The following is an 18259-nucleotide window of genomic DNA, read 5'->3' as shown; positions in this document are numbered from 1 at the left end:
AATACGTCCTCCTTATATCTTGCTTACGTGCTCAGTATAACACACCCACAAAGGTAGTAAAAGAAATACGCTCAAAGTACATAATTCCACATGTTCATGCGTTATTTGATAAGTTCTCTTAAGTTATCAATCGTATGTGTAGGTTGTATTTGTAAACGTTCAATATCTTCTCTACTGTGCACTCCGCTCGTTACAAAAATAGTTTGTACATCATTGTCTACTCCTAACAAAATATCTGTCTCTAAATTGTCACCCAACAATATACAGTCTTCTTTTTTTAAATCAAAATAAGACAACGCTTCTTCTAATATTGGCGCATATGGTTTTCCAATCCTAGGACTTTCTTTTCCAATCGCATATTCAAACATCGCAACAATAGAACCATTCCCCATATGAAAACCGCCAGGTTGTGCTAACAAACGATCGTTATTTGTTCCAATCAGTTGTGCACCTTGTGTTAAATAATGCAATGCCTTAGAATATTTTTCATAAGTACCTGTTGTATCTAACCCTACAAAAACAAAATCTACATTCTCTTCCGTGATTTGAAAGCCACTATCTAGTAATGCTTCTCTTAATCCATCTTGTCCAATATAGTATGCGTTTCTTCCTTCATATCTCGATGCACAATAGCGAGCAGCTGCCATACTAGATGTAAAGAAATGTTCTTCTTTGATTCCTGTGAATCCCATTTTCTCCATATGTTCTACATTTTGACGTTTTGTTCGCTTTGCGTTATTTGTTAAAAATACAAAATGTTCCCCTTTTTCAAGTAATGCATCAATAAATTCTTTTGCCCCTTCGATGATTTCTGTACCCCTGTACATAGTACCATCTAAATCAATTAAATATGTTTTCATAAATGTCCCTACTTTCTTTACCCTTTTATCATAGTAGAAAGGGAACATTTGTCAAGTATCTCTTATCTAGATCTTGTCTTTTTCTTCTTAGGATTTACTAACAACAATCCTATTAAAACGAGTGCTACTGGCCAATAGTTTGCGACTACGTAGTTGAAGCTCATAGCGATTTGCTCAATATCAAAATTTGGCTTGATAAGCAAAATCACGCCAGTAATCATAATAATGAGACCCGCTCTTTCTTTCATAACATCACTTCCTGTGTTCATTATAGTATTTGTACTTGCATAATTTTGTCACTTCATGCGAAAAAAAAGAATCTTATCTCTAAGATTCTAATTAGAATTCAACTTTTTCTAATTCAGCATAACTAATTTCTGTTGGTGTTTCACGTCCGAATAGGATTGTAAGTACAACTGCAGTTTGTGTATCATCATGTAATTCTTCTACACTACCTTCTACATTCGCAAATGCACCACTTAAAATACGTACACGATCTCCAACTTCATAATTAATCTGTACTTTACGTTCGCTCATTCCTAAACGACGTAAAATGCTTTCCATTTCTTCATCCGCAACAGGGAATGGTTTTGCACCACCACCAGATGAACCGATAAACCCAGTAACTCCTGGAGTATTACGCACGATATACCATGCTTCATCTGTCATCATCATTTCTACGAATAAATATCCACTGAACAAGTTTGTAGTCTTTTCAACTTCTTTCCCGTTCTTATACTCTATTTCTTTTTCTTCTGCGACAACAATACGAAACAACTTGTCTTGCAAGCCCATTGTTTCAACACGACGCATTAAGTTTTCTTTTACACGATTTTCATGTCCTGCATAGGTATTAACTACATACCATTCTTTTTGAATTTCCTGGTCCATATAATACCTCCTATATTCCGATTACTTTCAAGAATGCTGATGTCACAAACTGACATAAATAGAAGAATACACCAAGAAAGAACACAAACAGGAATACTGTCATACTATCTCTTGCTAAATCTTTTCCCTTAGGCCATTGGATCTTTTTTGTTTCACTAATAATTCCACTGATACTAAACCATTTCATATGTGATCCTCCTTATTTCGTCTCTTTATGGATGGTGTGCTTACCACATTTCTTGCAAAATTTGTTTAATTCAATACGCTGTGTATGCGTTTTTTTGTTTTTTGTTGTTGTATAATTTCGAGAAAGGCATTCTGTGCATGTCAAAATTACTTTATCGCCCATAAAAAAAACACCTCTTTCTTGCCTATTAACTTTATCATAAAGTCATGATTTCGTCAATTCATCATTATTTTCTTTTTTGTTTTCTGATTTTACGTAGTGTGTTATCTACTTTCTTTGTATTGATTTGTAACTGTTGTGATATCTGCACATACGTATACCCTTGCATACGTAAATCAAAAATACGCTTTTCCATAGGCGATAATTTTCTCTTCGCTTTAAGGATACGATCACATACAGTCGCTGGAATTTCAGTTGTTTGAGACTCCATTATATCCAAATATGTATACTGTTCATAAATATCACGAACTTGCATATCCAATGATAACGTGAAACGTTCACACGCACTCTTGTAAGTGAAACGTTCACGATAGTCATCAATCATTGCATTTCGAAATACATCTGCATAATAACAAAAGAAAGCCACGTCACAATCCACACGATAATTATCCACAGCTTGTAAGAGTTTTATACGTGCCAATTGCATCAAATCATCGTAACAGATTTTTCGATCCATATTCTTTTTATAACGCTTGATGGTAGCCTTTGCGAAACCTTCATACTTTTCAAGTAAAAGGCGCAACGCTATTTCATCATTTGAATGTATTAAATATATGAGTTCATAATCATTCTCATAGTGCATAATATCCTCCCATTATGGGAGTAAGTACTATAACGGATTTCTTTGTGAATGAATTTGATATAAAAGAATCGCACAAGCAACAGAAGCATTTAAGGAAGAAACACTTCCCTCCATTGGTAATCTTACACAGAAGTCACAGTTCTTTTTTACCAAAGAACTAATACCAAAGCCTTCACTACCAACAACTAACACCAAAGGCATATCATAACGTCCCTGACGATAATCCACAGAATTATCAAAATCAGCACCCGCAATCCAATACCCTTGCTTCTTTAGATACTTCAAAGATTGCGCAAGATTGGTTACCATCGCAACTTTAACTGTATCAATAGCACCCGTAGAAACCTTAGCGACAGTAGGAGTCAACTTCACATTGCGATGTTTTCCGATGATTACACCATCCACTCCAACACAATCACAAGTTCTAAGAATAGCCCCAAGATTATGAGGATCTTCTAAACCATCCAACATAACCAACAAAGGTGTTTTTCCTTTTGGAATATCCGCAAGAATATCTTCTATTTCATATGTTTTATAATCCTCTATTTTTGCCGCAATTCCTTGATGATTACTCGCCTGTAATAGTTGATCCATCTTCTTTCGTCCCATTTTTTTCAAAGGAATATTGTGTTTTTTGATTTCTAGTTCAAACTCCGCATCATTCATATGTTCAAACATAACGATTTCATATATCTTCTTATCATCGGATAAGAGTTGTTTCACAACATTTTTACCATATACATACTGTGTCATTGTAATTCTCCTATAGTTTGAATGGCTAACCATAATTCTTGTAGACGCTCTTCCTGTTTCATCAGATAAAGATATCCAAATAAAGACTCTAGTCCTGTTGCCTTACGATAAGTTAATACATCTGCATTTTTAGCTTTGCTTTTGGGATTTGTATTTCTCCCTCTTAAAACAATGGACCATTCTTCTTCTGTGAAAAAGTTTTGATTCTGTAGTGTCTCTAGGAAATAAGCCTGTGCTTTTGCGCTAACCCATCCTTCACTTTTCTTCTGTAGTATTTTAGATTGTTGATACCCCATGGAAAGCAGTTTTTCACGTACAAACAGTGACATGACCGCATCCCCTATGTATGCTAGAGAAGTTCCATTATACTCTCTAACATTCATTAAAGGATTCCTCTTTCAATCAATTGTGCACGATATTCATCTGCATGTTCAAAATCTTTTTCCTTAACTGCAGCTTTCCATTTTTTGTGCAAGTCTTTATCTTCTTCGCTCATTTCAAGACGAATATTCTCAATTCCAAGCACATCCAACATCTTTTCTACTGCACATACTTGTGAAGATAGTACTTTGACATCTACTTCACGTTGACGAATGGTTTGATTCAATACTTTCACTGCGTCAAACAATGCCGCAAATGCATTTGGTGTATTCAAATCATCCTGCATAGCTTCTATAAAAGGAGCAAATACATCGTTATCCATGGTTGTCCCTATCGTTTCATCTTCAAGAGATAGCTTTACATAGGCTTGTTTCAATGATGTTTGTATTTTATTTAACTCTGTACGAGCTGTATCAATACCTTCTTCATTGATATTTAAAGGACTACGATAATGTGTAGATAACATTAACCAACGAAGAACATTCCCTCCGATTTTCGCAATCATATCTTTTGCCCAGATTACATTTCCTAAGGACTTTGACATCTTTTCACCATCAATATTAACCATTCCATTATGAATCCAATAATTAGCGATAGGAGTCTTAAAAGCTGCACGTGATTGCGCAATTTCATTTTCATGATGTGGGAATTTTAAATCCATTCCACCACCATGAATATCAATTAAAGGCTCTTTGAATTCTTGATTGATCATAACTACACATTCAGTATGCCAACCAGGACGCCCTACAGACCAAGGAGAATCCCATTTGATTCCATCTTCTGTACGTTTCCACAAAGTAAAATCCAAAGGATTTTCTTTTTTACTATTTTCATCAATTCTCGCACCAACAATCAAATCATCAACTTGTTGATTGGATAAATTCCCATATTGTTCAACGCTACCCACACGAAAATAAACATCACCATCTACAGCATATGCATTTCCTTGTTTTACTAACAACGCTATAAAGTCAATGATGGCATCCATAGTTTCTGTAACCTTAGGTACAGAATCAGGCATCATCGCATGTAAACCTAAACGATCGTCATTGTATGCATTGATAAACTTTTCCGTTATAACTGATTCACTTACTCCACACTCTTTCGCAACTTTGATAATTTTATCATCAACATCGGTGTAGTTTGAAACCATTTTTACGTTGTAACCAATCGCCTGAAAGGTTCTTTTCAGAGTATCGAATACAACGATTGGCCGGGCATTCCCCACATGTGGATAATTATATACGGTTGGTCCACATACATACATCCTTACTTCATTCTCATGAATTGGTTTAAATTCTTCTAATTTTTGTTCCATACTATTAAATATTCTCATGTTCATATCTCCTTTAGAAATAAAAAAAGCAGTTCATAGAGACGCTTATACGCGCGGTTCCACTCTATTTGAAACATGCTTCCACTTTTCTTACGTTAACGCCGTTCATACGTATCTTCTACATTTTCGAAGGATCCCTCAAAGGTGCATTCTTTATACTACACATTTTCTGCTTCCACCATTCAGAAATCGCTGTTATGTGTTGATCTATAAATACTATTCCTCATCAAAGGTTTATCGTGTATTCAGTATAACAAGTCTTTCCATATATTTCAATAAAAAGCCTTCTATTTCTGTTTCTCTTCTTTTTCCTTTTTTAATTCATTACTAATATCCATAAATTGAGCAAGCAAATCTTCACTTAATCCAGATTCTTTTAAATCATTGATGTATGCAGCATCTAAATCATCCACATCTTTTAATCCGTTTGTTTCTCCAGGAATCAATCTTGTCTTTACTGCCATAGAAATCACCTCTTCTTTATATTTTATGATGAAGTTGCTAAAAAATCAAACAAAAAAGCCGGAATTTATATCCGACTTCTTTATGTAACCATATAGTTCTAGAATTAAGCTAATTCAGAGAAGTATTTGATTGTTCTAACCATCTGGCTAGTGTAAGAGTTTTCGTTATCATACCAAGAAACAACCTGAACTTGAGTGTTTCCATCAGCCATTTCGATAGCCATAGTTTGAGTAGCATCGAATAATGAACCATATTTGATTCCGATAACATCGCTAGAAACGATTTCATCAGTTGTGTAACCGAATGATTCGTTAGAAGCAGCTTTCATAGCAGCGTTGATTTCGTCAACTGTAACTTTTCCTTTAACAACAGCAACTAAGATTGTAGTTGATCCTGTAGGAGTTGGAACACGTTGAGCAGAACCGATTAATTTTCCTTTTAATTCAGGAATAACTAGACCGATAGCTTTTGCAGCACCAGTAGAGTTAGGAACGATGTTTACAGCTGCAGCACGTGCACGACGTAAATCACCTTTTCTCTGAGGTCCATCAAGAGTCATCTGATCTCCTGTGTAAGCATGAACTGTTGTCATGATACCACTTTGGATAGCAGATAAATCATTCAATGCTTTCGCCATAGGAGCTAAGCAGTTTGTTGTACAAGAAGCAGCAGAGATAACTGTGTCTTCAGCTTTTAATACATCATGGTTTGTGTTGAATACGATAGTTGGAAGGTCGTTTCCTGCAGGAGCAGAAATAACAACTTTACGAGCACCAGCTTCAACGTGAGCGCTAGCTTTTTCTTTTGTTAAGTAGAAACCTGTACATTCTAGTACAACGTCTACCCCTAATTTACCCCAAGGTAAGTTTTTAGCATCAGCTTCTGCATAGATTTTAATTTCTTTTCCATCTACAGTGATTGAATCTTCACTTGCAGTTACTGTATCAGCTAAAGCATAACGTCCCTGTGCTGAATCATATTTTAATAAGTGAGCAAGCATCTTAGGAGAAGTTAAGTCGTTGATTGCAACTACTTCGTATCCTTCAGCTCCGAACATTTGTCTGAATGCAAGACGTCCAATACGTCCGAATCCATTAATAGCAACTTTTACTGTCATCTTCAAAGTCCTCCTTTTTAACATCTCTATTATACGTACTATACATCCAATTGTCAATTGACAATCTTTTCACTTGTGCACTTTTTTTGTACTTTTTACGCAATCTTCACAATTCCTAAAAATCCTTTAAAATAAGGCTTTTCAGAAAGAATGCTTTCCCTGAGTAATGTAAACGATTACAAGCGCTATGACAGTTTTGCCACCCCTTCCAGTATTAAATTTCATACTTCGAGCATACTGTGTATAGACTGGAGTTGATACCATGGTGATTGTACCAACCATCATAGAAAAAAATGCAAGCAGTGAACGAGTTTATGATTTATATTCATGTCTGTTAAAGGAAAGAATTATTATTTTAACTGGAGAAATTGATGACAATATGTCGTCCTCAATATGTGCCCAACTGTTATATTTGTCCAGCATTAGCAATGATCCCATTCAAATGTATATCAATTCCCCTGGGGGAAGTGTCAGTGCAGGTTTAGCCATTTATGATATTATGAACTATATCAAATGTGAGGTGTCTACCATTTGCATGGGTATTTGCGCAAGTATGGCAGCGGTGCTATTAAGCGCTGGTACAAGTGGAAAACGCTGCGCCCTATCGAATAGTGAAATTATGATCCATCAGCCGTTAGGAGGCATGCAAGGGCAAGCCAAGGACATGGAGATAGCGGCACAACACATGCAACTTGTAAAACAAAGACTTTATTCCATTCTTAGTAATCACACCAAACAAAATAAAGAAACCATTATGAAAGATTGTGATCGTGACTACTATATGAACGCAAACGAAGCCAAATCTTATGGAATTATTGATGCCATTATTTAAAAAGGAAACTTATGTTCCTTTTTTTTATGAATTTCTGACCTAAATATGATACTCTTATAGTAATAGATCTCAAAGGGGAATCGTATGAAAATAGAACGTTTACTTGCTATGATTATAATCTTACTACAAAACAAAAAAGTAACTGCTAGTTATCTAGCGGAACGTTTTCAAGTGTCCAAACGAACCATTTATCGAGATGTAACAGATCTAACACTTGCAGGCATTCCCATCATCACCAATACCGGAAGTGATGGTGGTATTATGATTAGTGAGGATTATAAAATAGATAAAACACTCTTTACTAAAAAGGAACTAGAAGCGATATGTAGTGGTCTTTTATGTTTGGATAGTATTTCCACAGATAATCGATATCAAAATGTTATTTCAAAATTTGCCTCAACAACAGAAAACATGTACATCGCAAACCATATCATGATAGATTTATCTTCCCACTATAAAGATAAACTGTCCATAAACATTAAGAAACTACATCAAGCAATTGAAGATTCTAACGTTATCGCCTTTCAATATCATAATGCAAATGGTGAAAGTCTTCGTTATGTTGAACCCTATATTATAGTCTTTCAATGGTCAAGCTGGTATGTGTTAGGTTTTGAATCTTGTAAAGATACGTGTAAATTGTTCAAACTATCTAGAATGACGAATCTTTCTATCACCTCTCAATGCTTTTCATTAAGAGAAATCCCAAGTGAAAGCCTTGATTTTCATCATTATTTTACAGATGAAATACACGCAGAAGTCTTATTTGACGCAAGTGTTCGCTATCGCTTGATCGATGAATATGGAAATAATAGCTTTCAAGAACTAGATAATGGCTCTCTTCTCTTTACCTTTCCATTCACCAATGAAGAATATCTTCTAGAATGGATATTAAGCTTCGCAGATAAAGCAGAACTCATACAACCAGTTAACCTTCGTAAAGTAATAAAAGAAAGAGCACATAAACTTTTACTTAAATATGAAGAACACTGACACACAGGTGTCAGTAAGCCTATGTTATTCTTTAAGAAAAGGAGGATGGCATATGATAGAATCAAGATGTGGTAGTACATGTAGTACATGTACATACAAAGAACAAACGGGTTGTCTTGGATGTGTAAACATAAAACAACCATTTTGGGGTGAATGTCCATTGAAGTCTTGTTGCGAGACAAAAGGACACGATCATTGTGGTTTGTGTGAAGAGTTTCCTTGTGCATTGTTGACGCAATTTTCATACGATGAAAAACAAGGAGATCAAGGGAAACGAATTGCAAATTGTAAGTTATGGTTAGATTTATAAGGAGGAATTAATGTGGCAACAACAATAGATTATATAGAATATGTATGTGAACAAATACAAGGAGTAGGTGAACTTCGCTACCGTAAAATGTTCGGTGAATATATGGTATATATTAATGATAAACCTATTTTATTGGTATGTGATAACACTGTATTCGTAAAAAAGCTTCCATGTATTGAAGAACTTATGAAAAAAGCAGAAACTGGACTTCCTTATACAGGGGCAAAGGAACATTACATACTAGATATCGATAATCGTGATTTCGCAAAACAAATCATTGAAATAATAGAACCTGTTACTCCCCTACCAAAACCAAGAACAAAAAAGAAGAAATAGTATACATTACAAATACATTCCACTCATGCAAAGAAAGCATTAAAAAACTGTCATGAAATTTTCATATTCTTGACAGTTTTTTACTCTATATATCATAAATATCTTAATACTTAGGAATGTCCAAACCAAGTTCATTTGAAAGTTCGTTTACATGTTTTTTTGCAGGGTTCACATATACAGCACTTTTATGGAAACAAGATATACTGTTATAGAAATACGTTCTCGCTTCTTCTTTATCTCCCAAAGTTAGGTATTGTTCACCTATGAGATATACCATAACACCCAATGCAAAACCAGAATGCTTCTTACTGTTAATTTCCGCATCAAGTACATCAATATAATCCGTTCTATGATTGATCATGACTTCAAACGCCTGCTCATTATATGCAAGAAAAGAAGGTTCCCCTAATTCTTGTATTTTATTTAATAGTTTTTCACTATATTCACGATCACCTTTTAATAAGAAGTAGTGATAGTACATTTCAAGGAAACTTTTTTGTTGTTCAAAGTTAAATTCCTTTTCAAGTGTGGCATCTAATTCCTTTTTAAAATTTTTCTCGTTACCCAAGTTTGAATATGCACGTAATCTATAAAGTGTACATACATAATCACCCATAAATCTTTGTGTCATTTTCTGTTTACTTAATTGAATCACTTTAGAATTCTCATTGTTATTAATTGCTTTTGTGATTTTATTTACACAAAATCCTTTTACAATATAGTACATTAAAATACAAACAATCAGTATGCCAAATATAATAATAGTAAAAATATTCATATGTTTTCCTCGTTTATTTTTCTAAAAAAGACCATAGAGAATCCCTATGGTCTTTATCCATTGTACATGTCCATGTACAAAGTAGGATGAGAGAGCTTTTTGCGAAACATTATTCTGGCATTGTTACTTTAATACCATCTTTTGATAACTGATCAACAACGTTCTGAATTGCTTTAAGAGCGTCATCACCTGTTTTTGGAGCTGGAGCAGGTTCTGGATAAGAATACCATTCAACAAGTGGTGTATATCCACCATTGATAGTTTTTCCATCTTGATCCATTGCTTTAGAGTCACCAGCGAAGATTCCGAATGCACATCCTACGATTCCTGTGATAAGGATTAAGATGATACATTTGATTGGAGACCAACCTTTTTTGATTAATGAGTAAAGTCCGATTGTAATCATTAATGGAATCAATTTAGGTAAGATACCATTTAATAATCCTTGGATGTTGATTGCAGGTTCACCAACGTAGATACGTAATGAAGTTGAACCATAAGTAGCGATCAAACCACCTACAACGAAGATACCTAAGATAGAAGCAGCACGTGTGAATTCTTTCGCGTTGCTTGTAAGCATAGTTACAGCTTTTGTACCTAAGTTATAAGACCAGTGCATTAACCACCAACGAACTACGAATTGAACAGCATTGAAGATAACTAGGAATAATACAGCACCAATGATGCTACCATCCATTGCTAAGTTAGCTGTTAAACCAGCAGTAATAGGAACTAATGTTAACCAGAACAATGCATCACCGATTCCACCTAATGGACCAGCTGCAGAGATACGTACGGAACGAATTGTGTCAGTATCTGCTTTGTTTTGTTCAAGAGATAATACAATACCCATAACGAATGTTACTAAGAAAGGGTGAGTATTCAAGAAATCAAGGTTGTGAGCCATAGAAGCTTTTAAGTCTTCTTGGTTTGTATGGATTTTCTTTAATCCTGGTAAGATACCCCATAACCAACCACAAGCTTGCATTCTTTCATAGTTGAATGATGCTTGTAAGAAACAAGACATCCATACCATTTTGTTTAATGTACCTTTATCCAACTGTGGAGCAGGTGTTAAATCTTGATAATTCTTAGGAATATTATATGCCATCAGTAACACCTCCTACATTTGAACCAGCATTTGATTTGATTTTTGTGTTAATTTGATAGTCGTACAATGCGATTGCAACACCAACAAATGCACAAAGTAATAAAGTTGCTCCAGAAATAGCTGCTAAGTTATTGCAGATGACTGCCATAGTGAAACCTGCAAGCAAGAATCCCCACATTTCGCCAGACATCATAACTTTCATAAGAATAGCAAATCCGACGAACTTCATAGCTCCACCGGCAGCGTCTAATCCAGCCATTACCCAAGAGTATTGGAATGATAAATCTTTTAATGCCATACCTAATTCAGAACCACCATATAGACCAGCAACAGCTAATGCTCCAAATAGAACACCTAAAACTCCCATTTCCATGAAGTTAATGTTACGGATTCCAGTTGCGTTAGCAGTTTCAGCATAAGCATCAGCTTTTGCCATCATACCAGACATAATTGTGAATGTTAATGTAACTGCATACTGTCCGAATACTGCGAAAGGAATCGCAAGACCCATTGCAGCACCTACACCGTCTGCTGTAGCTTCCATTCCCAAAGAGATTGCGAATACGGTTGCCATGATACCACCAAGAATTGCGTTAGGTGGCTGTGCTCCTCCGATTGGCATAGAACCAATTTGAATTAACTGATAAGCACCACCAACTACGATACCAAGTTCTGGTTTACCTAAGATTGCTCCAATGATTGGACACAATACGATTGGTTGATATAAAGATTCTAAGAAACTAAATTGATCAATACCCATAATAAAGGCAACAATGAAGACCAATAAAGCCTGAATAATACTTACTTCCATGTTGTTTCTCCTTTCAAATTTGTAAAATTGAATTTGTTAATTATTATTTAAATAATTTATCAGTACTTTCGGTAGCTGTGTCTGGAACACGTTTGATTTCCAGTTCAACCCCTAAGTCCTGAAGTTTTTTGAAACATGCAACATCAGCATCATCCACTGCAACAGTAGTAGCAACTTGACGTTTTCCTTCTGCCATGTGCATGTTACCAATATTGAGTTTCTTAATTGGAACTCCACCTTCAACTAATTTTAGTACATCTTGTGGGTTCTCACAAATGATTGCAATTTTCTGAGCTGGACTAGCTTTATCGATAATTGCGCAAGTTTTTTCAATCGTGAAGAATCTTGTTTGTGCATATGCAGGTGCAGCCATGTTCATTAATCCCTGACGGAATTCATCATGTGCTACGCTGTCATTTGCTACGAGCAGTAAGTTTGCACCTACGACTCCACACCATTGTGTAGCGACCTGTCCATGAATTAGACGGTTGTCGATACGTGTTAATACAATGTTTGGCATTTTGCTCTCTCCTTTCTACCAAATTAAACGTGAACTAATTTACTTGATCCTGATGAGGTGGACCGAGTAAGTAAACCCTTTCAGTTCACCTTGATTCTATGCTAAAAAACGGAAGAATTCTTTACACTTTTTATTGTCTTATTTGCACTTTTTAACAACTTTTTGCACTTTTGACCCATAATTTGTACAAATTTGCATTTTTCTACATACAAGCTACAAAAAATTACATATATATGTGAATTGTGTGATGATTTTTGTAAAAAGCTCTTTTTTTATTCATTCTTCACATTAATGTAAATGCTTTCATAGAAAATGCGTTTTTTCATCGTTTTCACATCAATATAAATACATATCTTTTTGCTTTATACTAGCAAGCAAATTTGATATACTAGAGTGGAAGAGGTGATCAACCGATGTTTAATAAAACAACAAGCTTTATTTTTAATAAATACGGAGAAATTGTAAATGAAATAAATCGTCGACAATCTTTAAAATTAAACCATTCCGTTCTTAAGTTGAAAGACAAATCCTTTGATACCTTTTATTCCTACAACACAGATATTTATGTGAAAGTATTATCTGGTATTGTGATGCTTGTCGTTAGCGAAGATGAAGATGCTAAGAACTACGAACGATTTGTCATTCATCGTTTCATTAAAATTAAAAAGAATGTTCGATTCAATTTCTTATGTATTTCTTCAAATGCAAAAGTTGAAATCGAAACGGACTTTAAATCAAAGAAAAGTACTCACGAAACATATCAAGACATACCAATCGTATATGACCCTATAATTTCTTCTATTAATATTAAAGAAATTCTTGGATACTATTATCAAGTACGAAATGCGAATTATACCTTCCCTGGTGAAAAACATGAGTTTTGGGAACTTACCTTCATCGATAATGGTGAATTAGAAACCACAGTTGATGATGAAACGTATAAGTTAGATGAAATGGATTTGATTCTTTATGCACCAGGTCAGTATCACACACAAAAAACTGGTGATTCAAAATCTTGTTCCTATTTAACCATTTTATTTGAAATGGATGTGCCGGAACCATTCTTATTAACCAACCGTGTATATCATGCACATCGTGATATCCATACAGCACTTAACAATTTTATTAAAATCAGCAGTAATGAGATGTTATACGATAGTGAATTAATGTTATGTTATCTAAAAGAAATGATTATCAAAATTTTACAGTACGATTTCTTAACAAGTTCCCCTATCGCATCTACTCCAATGCAACAACGATTTGAAAGCGAATTATTAAATGAAATTATCATTTATATTAATGAACACGTGTATGAGCAGTTAACAATTGAAGAAATATGCATGAAATTCTTAATTTCTAGATCAAGTCTTCAAACCTTGTTCAAAAACAATCTAGCCGTTGCGCCAAAGCAATATATCAGTGATTTAAAGCTTAGTAAGAGTAAATTATTAATCAAAGAAAGTATTTATACAATTAGTGAAATATCTAGTATGTTAGGATTTACATCGATTCACTACTTCTCTCGTAAATTCAAACAACAATACGGGATTACTCCTACAGATTACGCAAAAACAATCTACAACTAAAAAAGGTGTCCACTCGACACCTTTTCATTTGCTTATTAAATACCGTCTTCAGGAATTTCCTGTACTACAGGTACAAATTCATAACGAACAACTTGATCTTTACCAGTGTTCATAGCCATTTCAGTAAGAGCTGGCAACTCTTCGATGAATTTACGAGCCATATTAACTTCGATCATCATTGGAAGGTTTGTTCCTGCTAATACTTCTACGTTTCCTTTAGGATAACCAATTGTAACTGCAGTTTTAAATGGAGAACCTCCACCTAAGTCAGAAAGAACTAAAATTCCTTCACAGTCTTTCAATTGATCAAACGCTTTGTTTAATTCTCTTTCTAAATCTTCAACAGAATATTCTTGTAAGAAGTCTACTGCTACATAATTTTCAGGTTCTCCTGCAATTAATTGAAGTGAGCTTGTTAATCCTGTTGCAAAATTACCGTGTCCTGTTACGATTAATCCAATCATTTTTTATTTCCTCCTATTATTTTTTTGTATATGGGTGTAAAATAACACCTTTTACTACACGATTTACTTCTCCTGTTGGACATGGATTGTCTGGAGTTAGATCATATGCTAATGATTTGAACAATGCGATGATCTGTGCAGCAATAATGTAGTTGAATCCTAAGAATGCATTATTGTGTTCATTATCTAATTCAAATGCGAATGAGTAATCTACTAAACTAGCGATTTCAGCATCTTTTTTGTTCATGATAGCAACAAGTTTGTTTCCTTTACGCTGAGCACTCATTTCTTTGATTAAATCGACTTCATATTGGCGAGTATATGCATCATCACTAACATACACAACAGTTAATGTTTCATCGTTGATGATAGATTTTGGTCCATGACGGAATCCCATAGGAGTATCGAACATAGTTGCTACTTGACCAGCAGTAAGTTCCAACATTTTCAATTGGCTTTCCTGTGCAATACCTTTTAAGCAGTTTGCTCCAAGATAAACAATACGATTGAAATCATAAGTATCAACGATATTCTTTAATGTAGACCATTCATTAGCCAATGCTTTTTCACTTGCATTGATAACATCGTTCATTTCAGCTTTTACGCTATCTAATTCATCTAATGAGAAGCATAATAAAGTAGCTAACATCATATTTGAGAAACTAGAAGTCATCGCAAAACTTTGATCATGCGTTTCTGGAGTTAAATTGATTGCGTATGCATTATCTCTTTTTTCTGCAGCTTTTGATAAAGCACCTTCTGCATTACAAGTGATGAATAAGTGGAATAAGTTTTTACCACATACCTCATCCGCAACATCTACTGCACCAACAGATTCTGGAGAGTTTCCACTACGTCCATAAGATACTAATAATGTTGGTTTTGTTTGTGATAAATAGTTTTCTGGAGTTGCTACAATATCTGTAGTAGCATATGATTTAGTCTTAAAGTTTGTTCTTTTAGAAACATATGTATAAATTGCATTTCCTACGAATTCACTAGTACCAGCACCAGTTAAGATAATATCGTAATCATCATGCTTCGTTACATTTTCAATAAATGCTTTTAATTCTTCTTTGTGATCTTCAACCTGCTTGATTGTTTTTGCCCAAGTTGAAGGCTGTTGATTGATCTCAGTTGCTGTGAATACACCCTTTAGTGTTTCCCATTCATTTTTTTCTTTTCCGAATACCATGTTTTATCGCTCCTTTTCTGGATTTGGTAGTGAAATCCTTTACATTACGTCCTCATTATATAATAGTGTTTGTAAAAAAACAACGGATGTAATTCAATGTTGTTAATTTGTGCAAAATGTTTGCTAATTTAATATCCTGTTTTAGTAGACGAAAAATATAATACCATATATAATGTTACCTAGAGGTGAATGAGATGAAAAATAAAAATGTCAATAAAAAGAAGACAAAGAAAAATGCTGCTGAAGAATTAGCGGGTATTCATATATACAAAGATGATCATAATCGATATGTATATTATGATATTTTTAGTAAATGTGGCTATGTTATCAATAATGTACAATCTTATAAAGTTTTAGCAAATCGTTTCATGTTTGGTCTTGTTTCTGGGGTATTAGTAGCAACGTTTGATTTGGGACAGTACACTATCTGGCTTTCCTTAGGATTAGGTATTGCGATTTATCTTTTTATGGAATATAAATTCCGTTCCTATTTAAAAAGACAGACGATGTTGATGAATTTCCAACCTAAACAACGTCCTCCTAGAGTATTAACTGCTGCAGGTGATGAAACAAAACGTATCTATTTAAAAATTGCGTTATATTTTGCTTTCGCAATACTTATTATTATCATGGCGTTTATGGAACAAAAATATGATTTGTGGATTAAGATTGCATGTGTTCTAGTTGGAATAGGTGCTGGAGCTCTTGCGATATTCAATATCTACGCATTATCTTATAAAAAGAAAAACAATATTGAAGATTATAAATAAGCTAGATGCAGATAACCCTGCATCTTTTTTTCGCTCATTTTCCATAACAATCTTTTTGCTTAACATCATTTAGTAAACATAGAAAATGGTTAGAATTCTCATAAAGAGCTTCCTAACCATTATAAACTACTATTAACTTTGAAACACACGATAACCATTTCTACCTTGTTGTTTACAATCATATAAAGCTTTGTCTGCATTATAGAACATAGATTCGAAATTTGCTTTTCCATTTTTTGTGCAAACCCCGATACTGAAGGTAATATGATCCTCACTTGTGGTTGTAATGATAATCTTTTTAGCACGCTCCACTAATGATTTTGCTAAATCGTGTATTACGTTGATAGAAGGATAATCATAATAGAACACGATAAATTCATCTCCACCAAAACGCCCTACCAAAATGTTGTCATCTTCTATACTTTGTAATACCTTGGCAACTCGCAACAGTACATCGTCTCCAATTTTATGTCCAAACACATCATTTACATTTTTGAAATGATCCACATCAATTACAAACATCGCATGTTTTTGATAGTCCTCACTAAGATTAAGAAGTTCAACCCCTTTCTTTTTAAGACCGCCTTTATTATAGACATTTGTAAAAGGATCAAGTTCTAGATTTTTTTCTAGTTGTTCATTTTTATGCAACACCAGTTGACGTTCATCTTTTATTCTTTCCAAATCTAAACGAAGTACCATACTTTGCGTATACGTTTTTTGTAACAAGTGAAACGCTAATGAACTTTGTTTGAAATAGTCATCACAATAGATTGAGAAGTCTTCATCATCTAAATGGCGATAGGTATAATAGTAATCCATTTTAATTTCTGCGTAATCATAAGAGAATGAAGTGATTTCACAATTTTCATTTAATACATCCATGATACTCATCAGATGTTTACAATACGTACGATGCTTTAAAGCGACACATACCTTTAACACACGCAATAAGGTGCGGAAATGATAAATGTATTCATCATATTTTTTTACATTTTCTAATACTCGATCATACAGTTCATAAATATCTGATGTTTCTTCTTGTTGTGCTTTAATTTCAATTTCATTACATAAATGTAAATTTTCTCTTACACAATACTCGATATCTGTATATTCGAATGGTATTTGATACCATTTTTCAGATTCCTCATATTGTCCAAGACAACCATAACATTCCATAATATTAATAATAATAACAGATTTTGATCTTGGATCATCCCTATTCTCTTTGAGATAAAAATCATAAGCTTGTAGTAAATAGGATACTGCAGGTTCAAATTCATTTAGCCATACGAACACATTCCCTATATTATTGGCAATGATAGCGGCAAACTGAAAATCTGGATTTTTCTCCGCAATCTGTAGGGATTTTATGTAATATCCTAAACACTCATAGTAGTTAGCTCTTTCAGACTCAATGATTCCCATTGTATTATAACAACGTAGCACATAATACATAGCATCATATTTTAGAAACTTATCTATCAAATCTAAAGATACTTTTTCACATATATCAAACCTATGGGCATCAAAATCATGATTTAGTAAATTATATTCATAGATAAATTTTGCTAGTTCATCTTTTTCTTTTGTCGCATATTCTAGCAGTTGTTCATTGAGTTTATCGAATTCTTCAAGCATCCCATTGGCATAAGATTCATCGATTTTCTCAATTAATGCTTGAATCCTTTCATTTGGATGTATTTCCATACCCTCACTCCTAACGTTATCTATATAGTATCACAAATTAATCTCTTTTTC

The 18259-nt window shown here is 34.1% G+C and carries 24 protein-coding genes and 1 other annotated feature; of the genes, 6 read left to right on the top strand and 18 right to left on the bottom strand.

Annotated elements, in window-relative coordinates; translation table 11 throughout:
* Positions 1–101: 101 nt before the first annotated feature.
* The 11 genes from ACWG42_RS03710 to gap all read right to left on the bottom strand — a co-directional run bounded on the left by ACWG42_RS03710 (position 102) and on the right by gap (position 6792).
* Positions 102–860 carry an HAD-IIA family hydrolase gene (locus ACWG42_RS03710; protein WP_455790167.1) on the bottom strand — a complete coding sequence of 253 codons (759 nt, stop codon included), beginning with the start codon at positions 858–860 and terminating at the stop codon, positions 102–104.
* 62 nt (positions 861–922) lie between these two features.
* Positions 923–1108: a hypothetical protein gene (locus tag ACWG42_RS03705; RefSeq protein ID WP_455790166.1), complete on the bottom strand. Its 186-nt coding sequence runs from the start codon at positions 1106–1108 to the stop codon at positions 923–925.
* Between the two features lie 91 nt (positions 1109–1199).
* Positions 1200–1751: a transcription termination/antitermination protein NusG gene (gene nusG, locus ACWG42_RS03700; protein ID WP_455790165.1), complete on the bottom strand. Its 552-nt coding sequence runs from the start codon at positions 1749–1751 to the stop codon at positions 1200–1202.
* Positions 1752–1761: 10 nt separating this feature from the next.
* A complete protein-coding gene (secE, locus tag ACWG42_RS03695; RefSeq protein WP_455790164.1) occupies positions 1762–1938 on the bottom strand; it encodes a preprotein translocase subunit SecE in 177 nt (58 codons plus the stop codon).
* Positions 1939–1950: 12 nt separating this feature from the next.
* Positions 1951–2100 (bottom strand): 50S ribosomal protein L33, encoded by a 150-nt coding sequence (gene rpmG / locus ACWG42_RS03690; RefSeq protein ID WP_455790163.1) that lies wholly within the window; start codon positions 2098–2100, stop codon positions 1951–1953.
* A 64-nt stretch (positions 2101–2164) separates the two neighbouring features.
* Complete coding sequence (locus tag ACWG42_RS03685; RefSeq protein ID WP_455790162.1) at positions 2165–2740, bottom strand: sigma-70 family RNA polymerase sigma factor; 576 nt, start codon at positions 2738–2740, stop codon at positions 2165–2167.
* A 27-nt stretch (positions 2741–2767) separates the two neighbouring features.
* Entirely contained in the window at positions 2768–3493 is a 726-nt protein-coding gene (gene rlmB, locus ACWG42_RS03680; protein ID WP_455790161.1) for a 23S rRNA (guanosine(2251)-2'-O)-methyltransferase RlmB, read from the bottom strand.
* Positions 3490–3876 (bottom strand): Mini-ribonuclease 3, encoded by a 387-nt coding sequence (locus ACWG42_RS03675; RefSeq protein WP_455790160.1) that lies wholly within the window; start codon positions 3874–3876, stop codon positions 3490–3492. The genes rlmB and ACWG42_RS03675 overlap by 4 nt, the downstream gene beginning before the upstream one ends.
* Positions 3876–5210 carry a cysteine--tRNA ligase gene (cysS, locus tag ACWG42_RS03670; protein WP_455790159.1) on the bottom strand — a complete coding sequence of 445 codons (1335 nt, stop codon included), beginning with the start codon at positions 5208–5210 and terminating at the stop codon, positions 3876–3878. The genes ACWG42_RS03675 and cysS overlap by 1 nt, the downstream gene beginning before the upstream one ends.
* Positions 5211–5244: 34 nt before the next feature.
* Positions 5245–5449, bottom strand: a binding site (T-box leader).
* A 48-nt stretch (positions 5450–5497) separates the two neighbouring features.
* The gene (locus ACWG42_RS03665) at positions 5498–5674 is read right to left on the bottom strand and encodes a hypothetical protein (RefSeq protein WP_455790158.1); all 177 of its coding nucleotides are present in this window, start codon (positions 5672–5674) and stop codon (positions 5498–5500) included.
* Positions 5675–5778: 104 nt separating this feature from the next.
* Positions 5779–6792 (bottom strand): type I glyceraldehyde-3-phosphate dehydrogenase, encoded by a 1014-nt coding sequence (gap, locus tag ACWG42_RS03660; RefSeq protein WP_455790231.1) that lies wholly within the window; start codon positions 6790–6792, stop codon positions 5779–5781.
* Between the two features lie 262 nt (positions 6793–7054).
* On the opposite strand from gap, the gene ACWG42_RS03655 reads away from it, so the two are divergent.
* The 4 genes from ACWG42_RS03655 to ACWG42_RS03640 all read left to right on the top strand — a co-directional run bounded on the left by ACWG42_RS03655 (position 7055) and on the right by ACWG42_RS03640 (position 9263).
* The gene (locus ACWG42_RS03655; protein WP_455790157.1) at positions 7055–7624 is read left to right on the top strand and encodes an ATP-dependent Clp protease proteolytic subunit; all 570 of its coding nucleotides are present in this window, start codon (positions 7055–7057) and stop codon (positions 7622–7624) included.
* A gap of 84 nt (positions 7625–7708) precedes the next feature.
* On the top strand, positions 7709–8617 hold the full coding sequence (locus ACWG42_RS03650; RefSeq protein WP_455790156.1) for a helix-turn-helix transcriptional regulator: 909 nt from the start codon (positions 7709–7711) through the stop codon (positions 8615–8617).
* Between the two features lie 52 nt (positions 8618–8669).
* On the top strand, positions 8670–8927 hold the full coding sequence (locus tag ACWG42_RS03645; protein ID WP_455790155.1) for a DUF3795 domain-containing protein: 258 nt from the start codon (positions 8670–8672) through the stop codon (positions 8925–8927).
* Positions 8928–8939: 12 nt separating this feature from the next.
* Positions 8940–9263 (top strand): TfoX/Sxy family protein, encoded by a 324-nt coding sequence (locus tag ACWG42_RS03640; protein WP_455790154.1) that lies wholly within the window; start codon positions 8940–8942, stop codon positions 9261–9263.
* Between the two features lie 103 nt (positions 9264–9366).
* Here the strand turns inward: ACWG42_RS03640 and ACWG42_RS03635 are convergent, their stop codons facing one another.
* From ACWG42_RS03635 to agaV, 4 genes are all read right to left on the bottom strand, one after another.
* Positions 9367–10041 (bottom strand): hypothetical protein, encoded by a 675-nt coding sequence (locus ACWG42_RS03635; RefSeq protein WP_455790153.1) that lies wholly within the window; start codon positions 10039–10041, stop codon positions 9367–9369.
* A 109-nt stretch (positions 10042–10150) separates the two neighbouring features.
* On the bottom strand, positions 10151–11152 hold the full coding sequence (locus ACWG42_RS03630; RefSeq protein ID WP_455790152.1) for a PTS system mannose/fructose/sorbose family transporter subunit IID: 1002 nt from the start codon (positions 11150–11152) through the stop codon (positions 10151–10153).
* Positions 11142–11963, bottom strand: coding sequence for a PTS mannose/fructose/sorbose/N-acetylgalactosamine transporter subunit IIC (locus ACWG42_RS03625; protein WP_455790151.1), 822 nt, complete (start codon positions 11961–11963; stop codon positions 11142–11144). The genes ACWG42_RS03630 and ACWG42_RS03625 overlap by 11 nt, the downstream gene beginning before the upstream one ends.
* A 43-nt stretch (positions 11964–12006) precedes the next feature.
* Positions 12007–12483: a PTS N-acetylgalactosamine transporter subunit IIB gene (gene agaV / locus ACWG42_RS03620; RefSeq protein WP_455790150.1), complete on the bottom strand. Its 477-nt coding sequence runs from the start codon at positions 12481–12483 to the stop codon at positions 12007–12009.
* Between the two features lie 413 nt (positions 12484–12896).
* Between agaV and ACWG42_RS03615 the strand changes: the two genes are divergently transcribed.
* Complete coding sequence (locus tag ACWG42_RS03615) at positions 12897–14069, top strand: AraC family transcriptional regulator (RefSeq protein ID WP_455790149.1); 1173 nt, start codon at positions 12897–12899, stop codon at positions 14067–14069.
* Between the two features lie 35 nt (positions 14070–14104).
* Here ACWG42_RS03615 and agaF read toward each other — a convergent pair whose 3' ends face one another.
* The gene (gene agaF / locus ACWG42_RS03610; RefSeq protein ID WP_455790148.1) at positions 14105–14533 is read right to left on the bottom strand and encodes a PTS galactosamine/N-acetylgalactosamine transporter subunit IIA; all 429 of its coding nucleotides are present in this window, start codon (positions 14531–14533) and stop codon (positions 14105–14107) included.
* A 16-nt stretch (positions 14534–14549) separates the two neighbouring features.
* Complete coding sequence (locus tag ACWG42_RS03605; RefSeq protein WP_455790147.1) at positions 14550–15728, bottom strand: SIS domain-containing protein; 1179 nt, start codon at positions 15726–15728, stop codon at positions 14550–14552.
* 194 nt (positions 15729–15922) lie between these two features.
* On the opposite strand from ACWG42_RS03605, the gene ACWG42_RS03600 reads away from it, so the two are divergent.
* Positions 15923–16498 carry a hypothetical protein gene (locus tag ACWG42_RS03600; RefSeq protein WP_455790146.1) on the top strand — a complete coding sequence of 192 codons (576 nt, stop codon included), beginning with the start codon at positions 15923–15925 and terminating at the stop codon, positions 16496–16498.
* Positions 16499–16630: 132 nt separating this feature from the next.
* On the opposite strand, the gene ACWG42_RS03595 is transcribed toward ACWG42_RS03600, so the two are convergent.
* Complete coding sequence (locus tag ACWG42_RS03595) at positions 16631–18208, bottom strand: tetratricopeptide repeat-containing diguanylate cyclase (protein WP_455790145.1); 1578 nt, start codon at positions 18206–18208, stop codon at positions 16631–16633.
* Between the last annotated feature and the right edge of the window lie 51 nt (positions 18209–18259).

Source organism: Amedibacillus sp. YH-ame10, from assembly GCF_053848885.1.
This window is presented reverse-complemented; position numbering and strand designations above follow the sequence as displayed.

What these genes read in the sequence shown, in the direction of transcription:
- ACWG42_RS03710 (WP_455790167.1), bottom strand. Translation starts at nt 860, where the DNA reads ATGAAAACATATTTAATTGATTTAGATGGTACTATGTACAGGGGTACA.
- ACWG42_RS03705 (WP_455790166.1), bottom strand. Translation starts at nt 1,108, where the DNA reads ATGAAAGAAAGAGCGGGTCTCATTATTATGATTACTGGCGTGATTTTG.
- nusG (WP_455790165.1), bottom strand. Translation starts at nt 1,751, where the DNA reads ATGGACCAGGAAATTCAAAAAGAATGGTATGTAGTTAATACCTATGCA.
- secE (WP_455790164.1), bottom strand. Translation starts at nt 1,938, where the DNA reads ATGAAATGGTTTAGTATCAGTGGAATTATTAGTGAAACAAAAAAGATC.
- rpmG (WP_455790163.1), bottom strand. Translation starts at nt 2,100, where the DNA reads ATGGGCGATAAAGTAATTTTGACATGCACAGAATGCCTTTCTCGAAAT.
- ACWG42_RS03685 (WP_455790162.1), bottom strand. Translation starts at nt 2,740, where the DNA reads ATGCACTATGAGAATGATTATGAACTCATATATTTAATACATTCAAAT.
- rlmB (WP_455790161.1), bottom strand. Translation starts at nt 3,493, where the DNA reads ATGACACAGTATGTATATGGTAAAAATGTTGTGAAACAACTCTTATCC.
- ACWG42_RS03675 (WP_455790160.1), bottom strand. Translation starts at nt 3,876, where the DNA reads ATGAATGTTAGAGAGTATAATGGAACTTCTCTAGCATACATAGGGGAT.
- cysS (WP_455790159.1), bottom strand. Translation starts at nt 5,210, where the DNA reads ATGAGAATATTTAATAGTATGGAACAAAAATTAGAAGAATTTAAACCA.
- ACWG42_RS03665 (WP_455790158.1), bottom strand. Translation starts at nt 5,674, where the DNA reads ATGGCAGTAAAGACAAGATTGATTCCTGGAGAAACAAACGGATTAAAA.
- gap (WP_455790231.1), bottom strand. Translation starts at nt 6,792, where the DNA reads ATGACAGTAAAAGTTGCTATTAATGGATTCGGACGTATTGGACGTCTT.
- ACWG42_RS03655 (WP_455790157.1), top strand. Translation starts at nt 7,055, where the DNA reads ATGGTGATTGTACCAACCATCATAGAAAAAAATGCAAGCAGTGAACGA.
- ACWG42_RS03650 (WP_455790156.1), top strand. Translation starts at nt 7,709, where the DNA reads ATGAAAATAGAACGTTTACTTGCTATGATTATAATCTTACTACAAAAC.
- ACWG42_RS03645 (WP_455790155.1), top strand. Translation starts at nt 8,670, where the DNA reads ATGATAGAATCAAGATGTGGTAGTACATGTAGTACATGTACATACAAA.
- ACWG42_RS03635 (WP_455790153.1), bottom strand. Translation starts at nt 10,041, where the DNA reads ATGAATATTTTTACTATTATTATATTTGGCATACTGATTGTTTGTATT.
- ACWG42_RS03630 (WP_455790152.1), bottom strand. Translation starts at nt 11,152, where the DNA reads ATGGCATATAATATTCCTAAGAATTATCAAGATTTAACACCTGCTCCA.
- ACWG42_RS03625 (WP_455790151.1), bottom strand. Translation starts at nt 11,963, where the DNA reads ATGGAAGTAAGTATTATTCAGGCTTTATTGGTCTTCATTGTTGCCTTT.
- agaV (WP_455790150.1), bottom strand. Translation starts at nt 12,483, where the DNA reads ATGCCAAACATTGTATTAACACGTATCGACAACCGTCTAATTCATGGA.
- ACWG42_RS03615 (WP_455790149.1), top strand. Translation starts at nt 12,897, where the DNA reads ATGTTTAATAAAACAACAAGCTTTATTTTTAATAAATACGGAGAAATT.
- agaF (WP_455790148.1), bottom strand. Translation starts at nt 14,533, where the DNA reads ATGATTGGATTAATCGTAACAGGACACGGTAATTTTGCAACAGGATTA.
- ACWG42_RS03605 (WP_455790147.1), bottom strand. Translation starts at nt 15,728, where the DNA reads ATGGTATTCGGAAAAGAAAAAAATGAATGGGAAACACTAAAGGGTGTA.
- ACWG42_RS03600 (WP_455790146.1), top strand. Translation starts at nt 15,923, where the DNA reads ATGAAAAATAAAAATGTCAATAAAAAGAAGACAAAGAAAAATGCTGCT.
- ACWG42_RS03595 (WP_455790145.1), bottom strand. Translation starts at nt 18,208, where the DNA reads ATGGAAATACATCCAAATGAAAGGATTCAAGCATTAATTGAGAAAATC.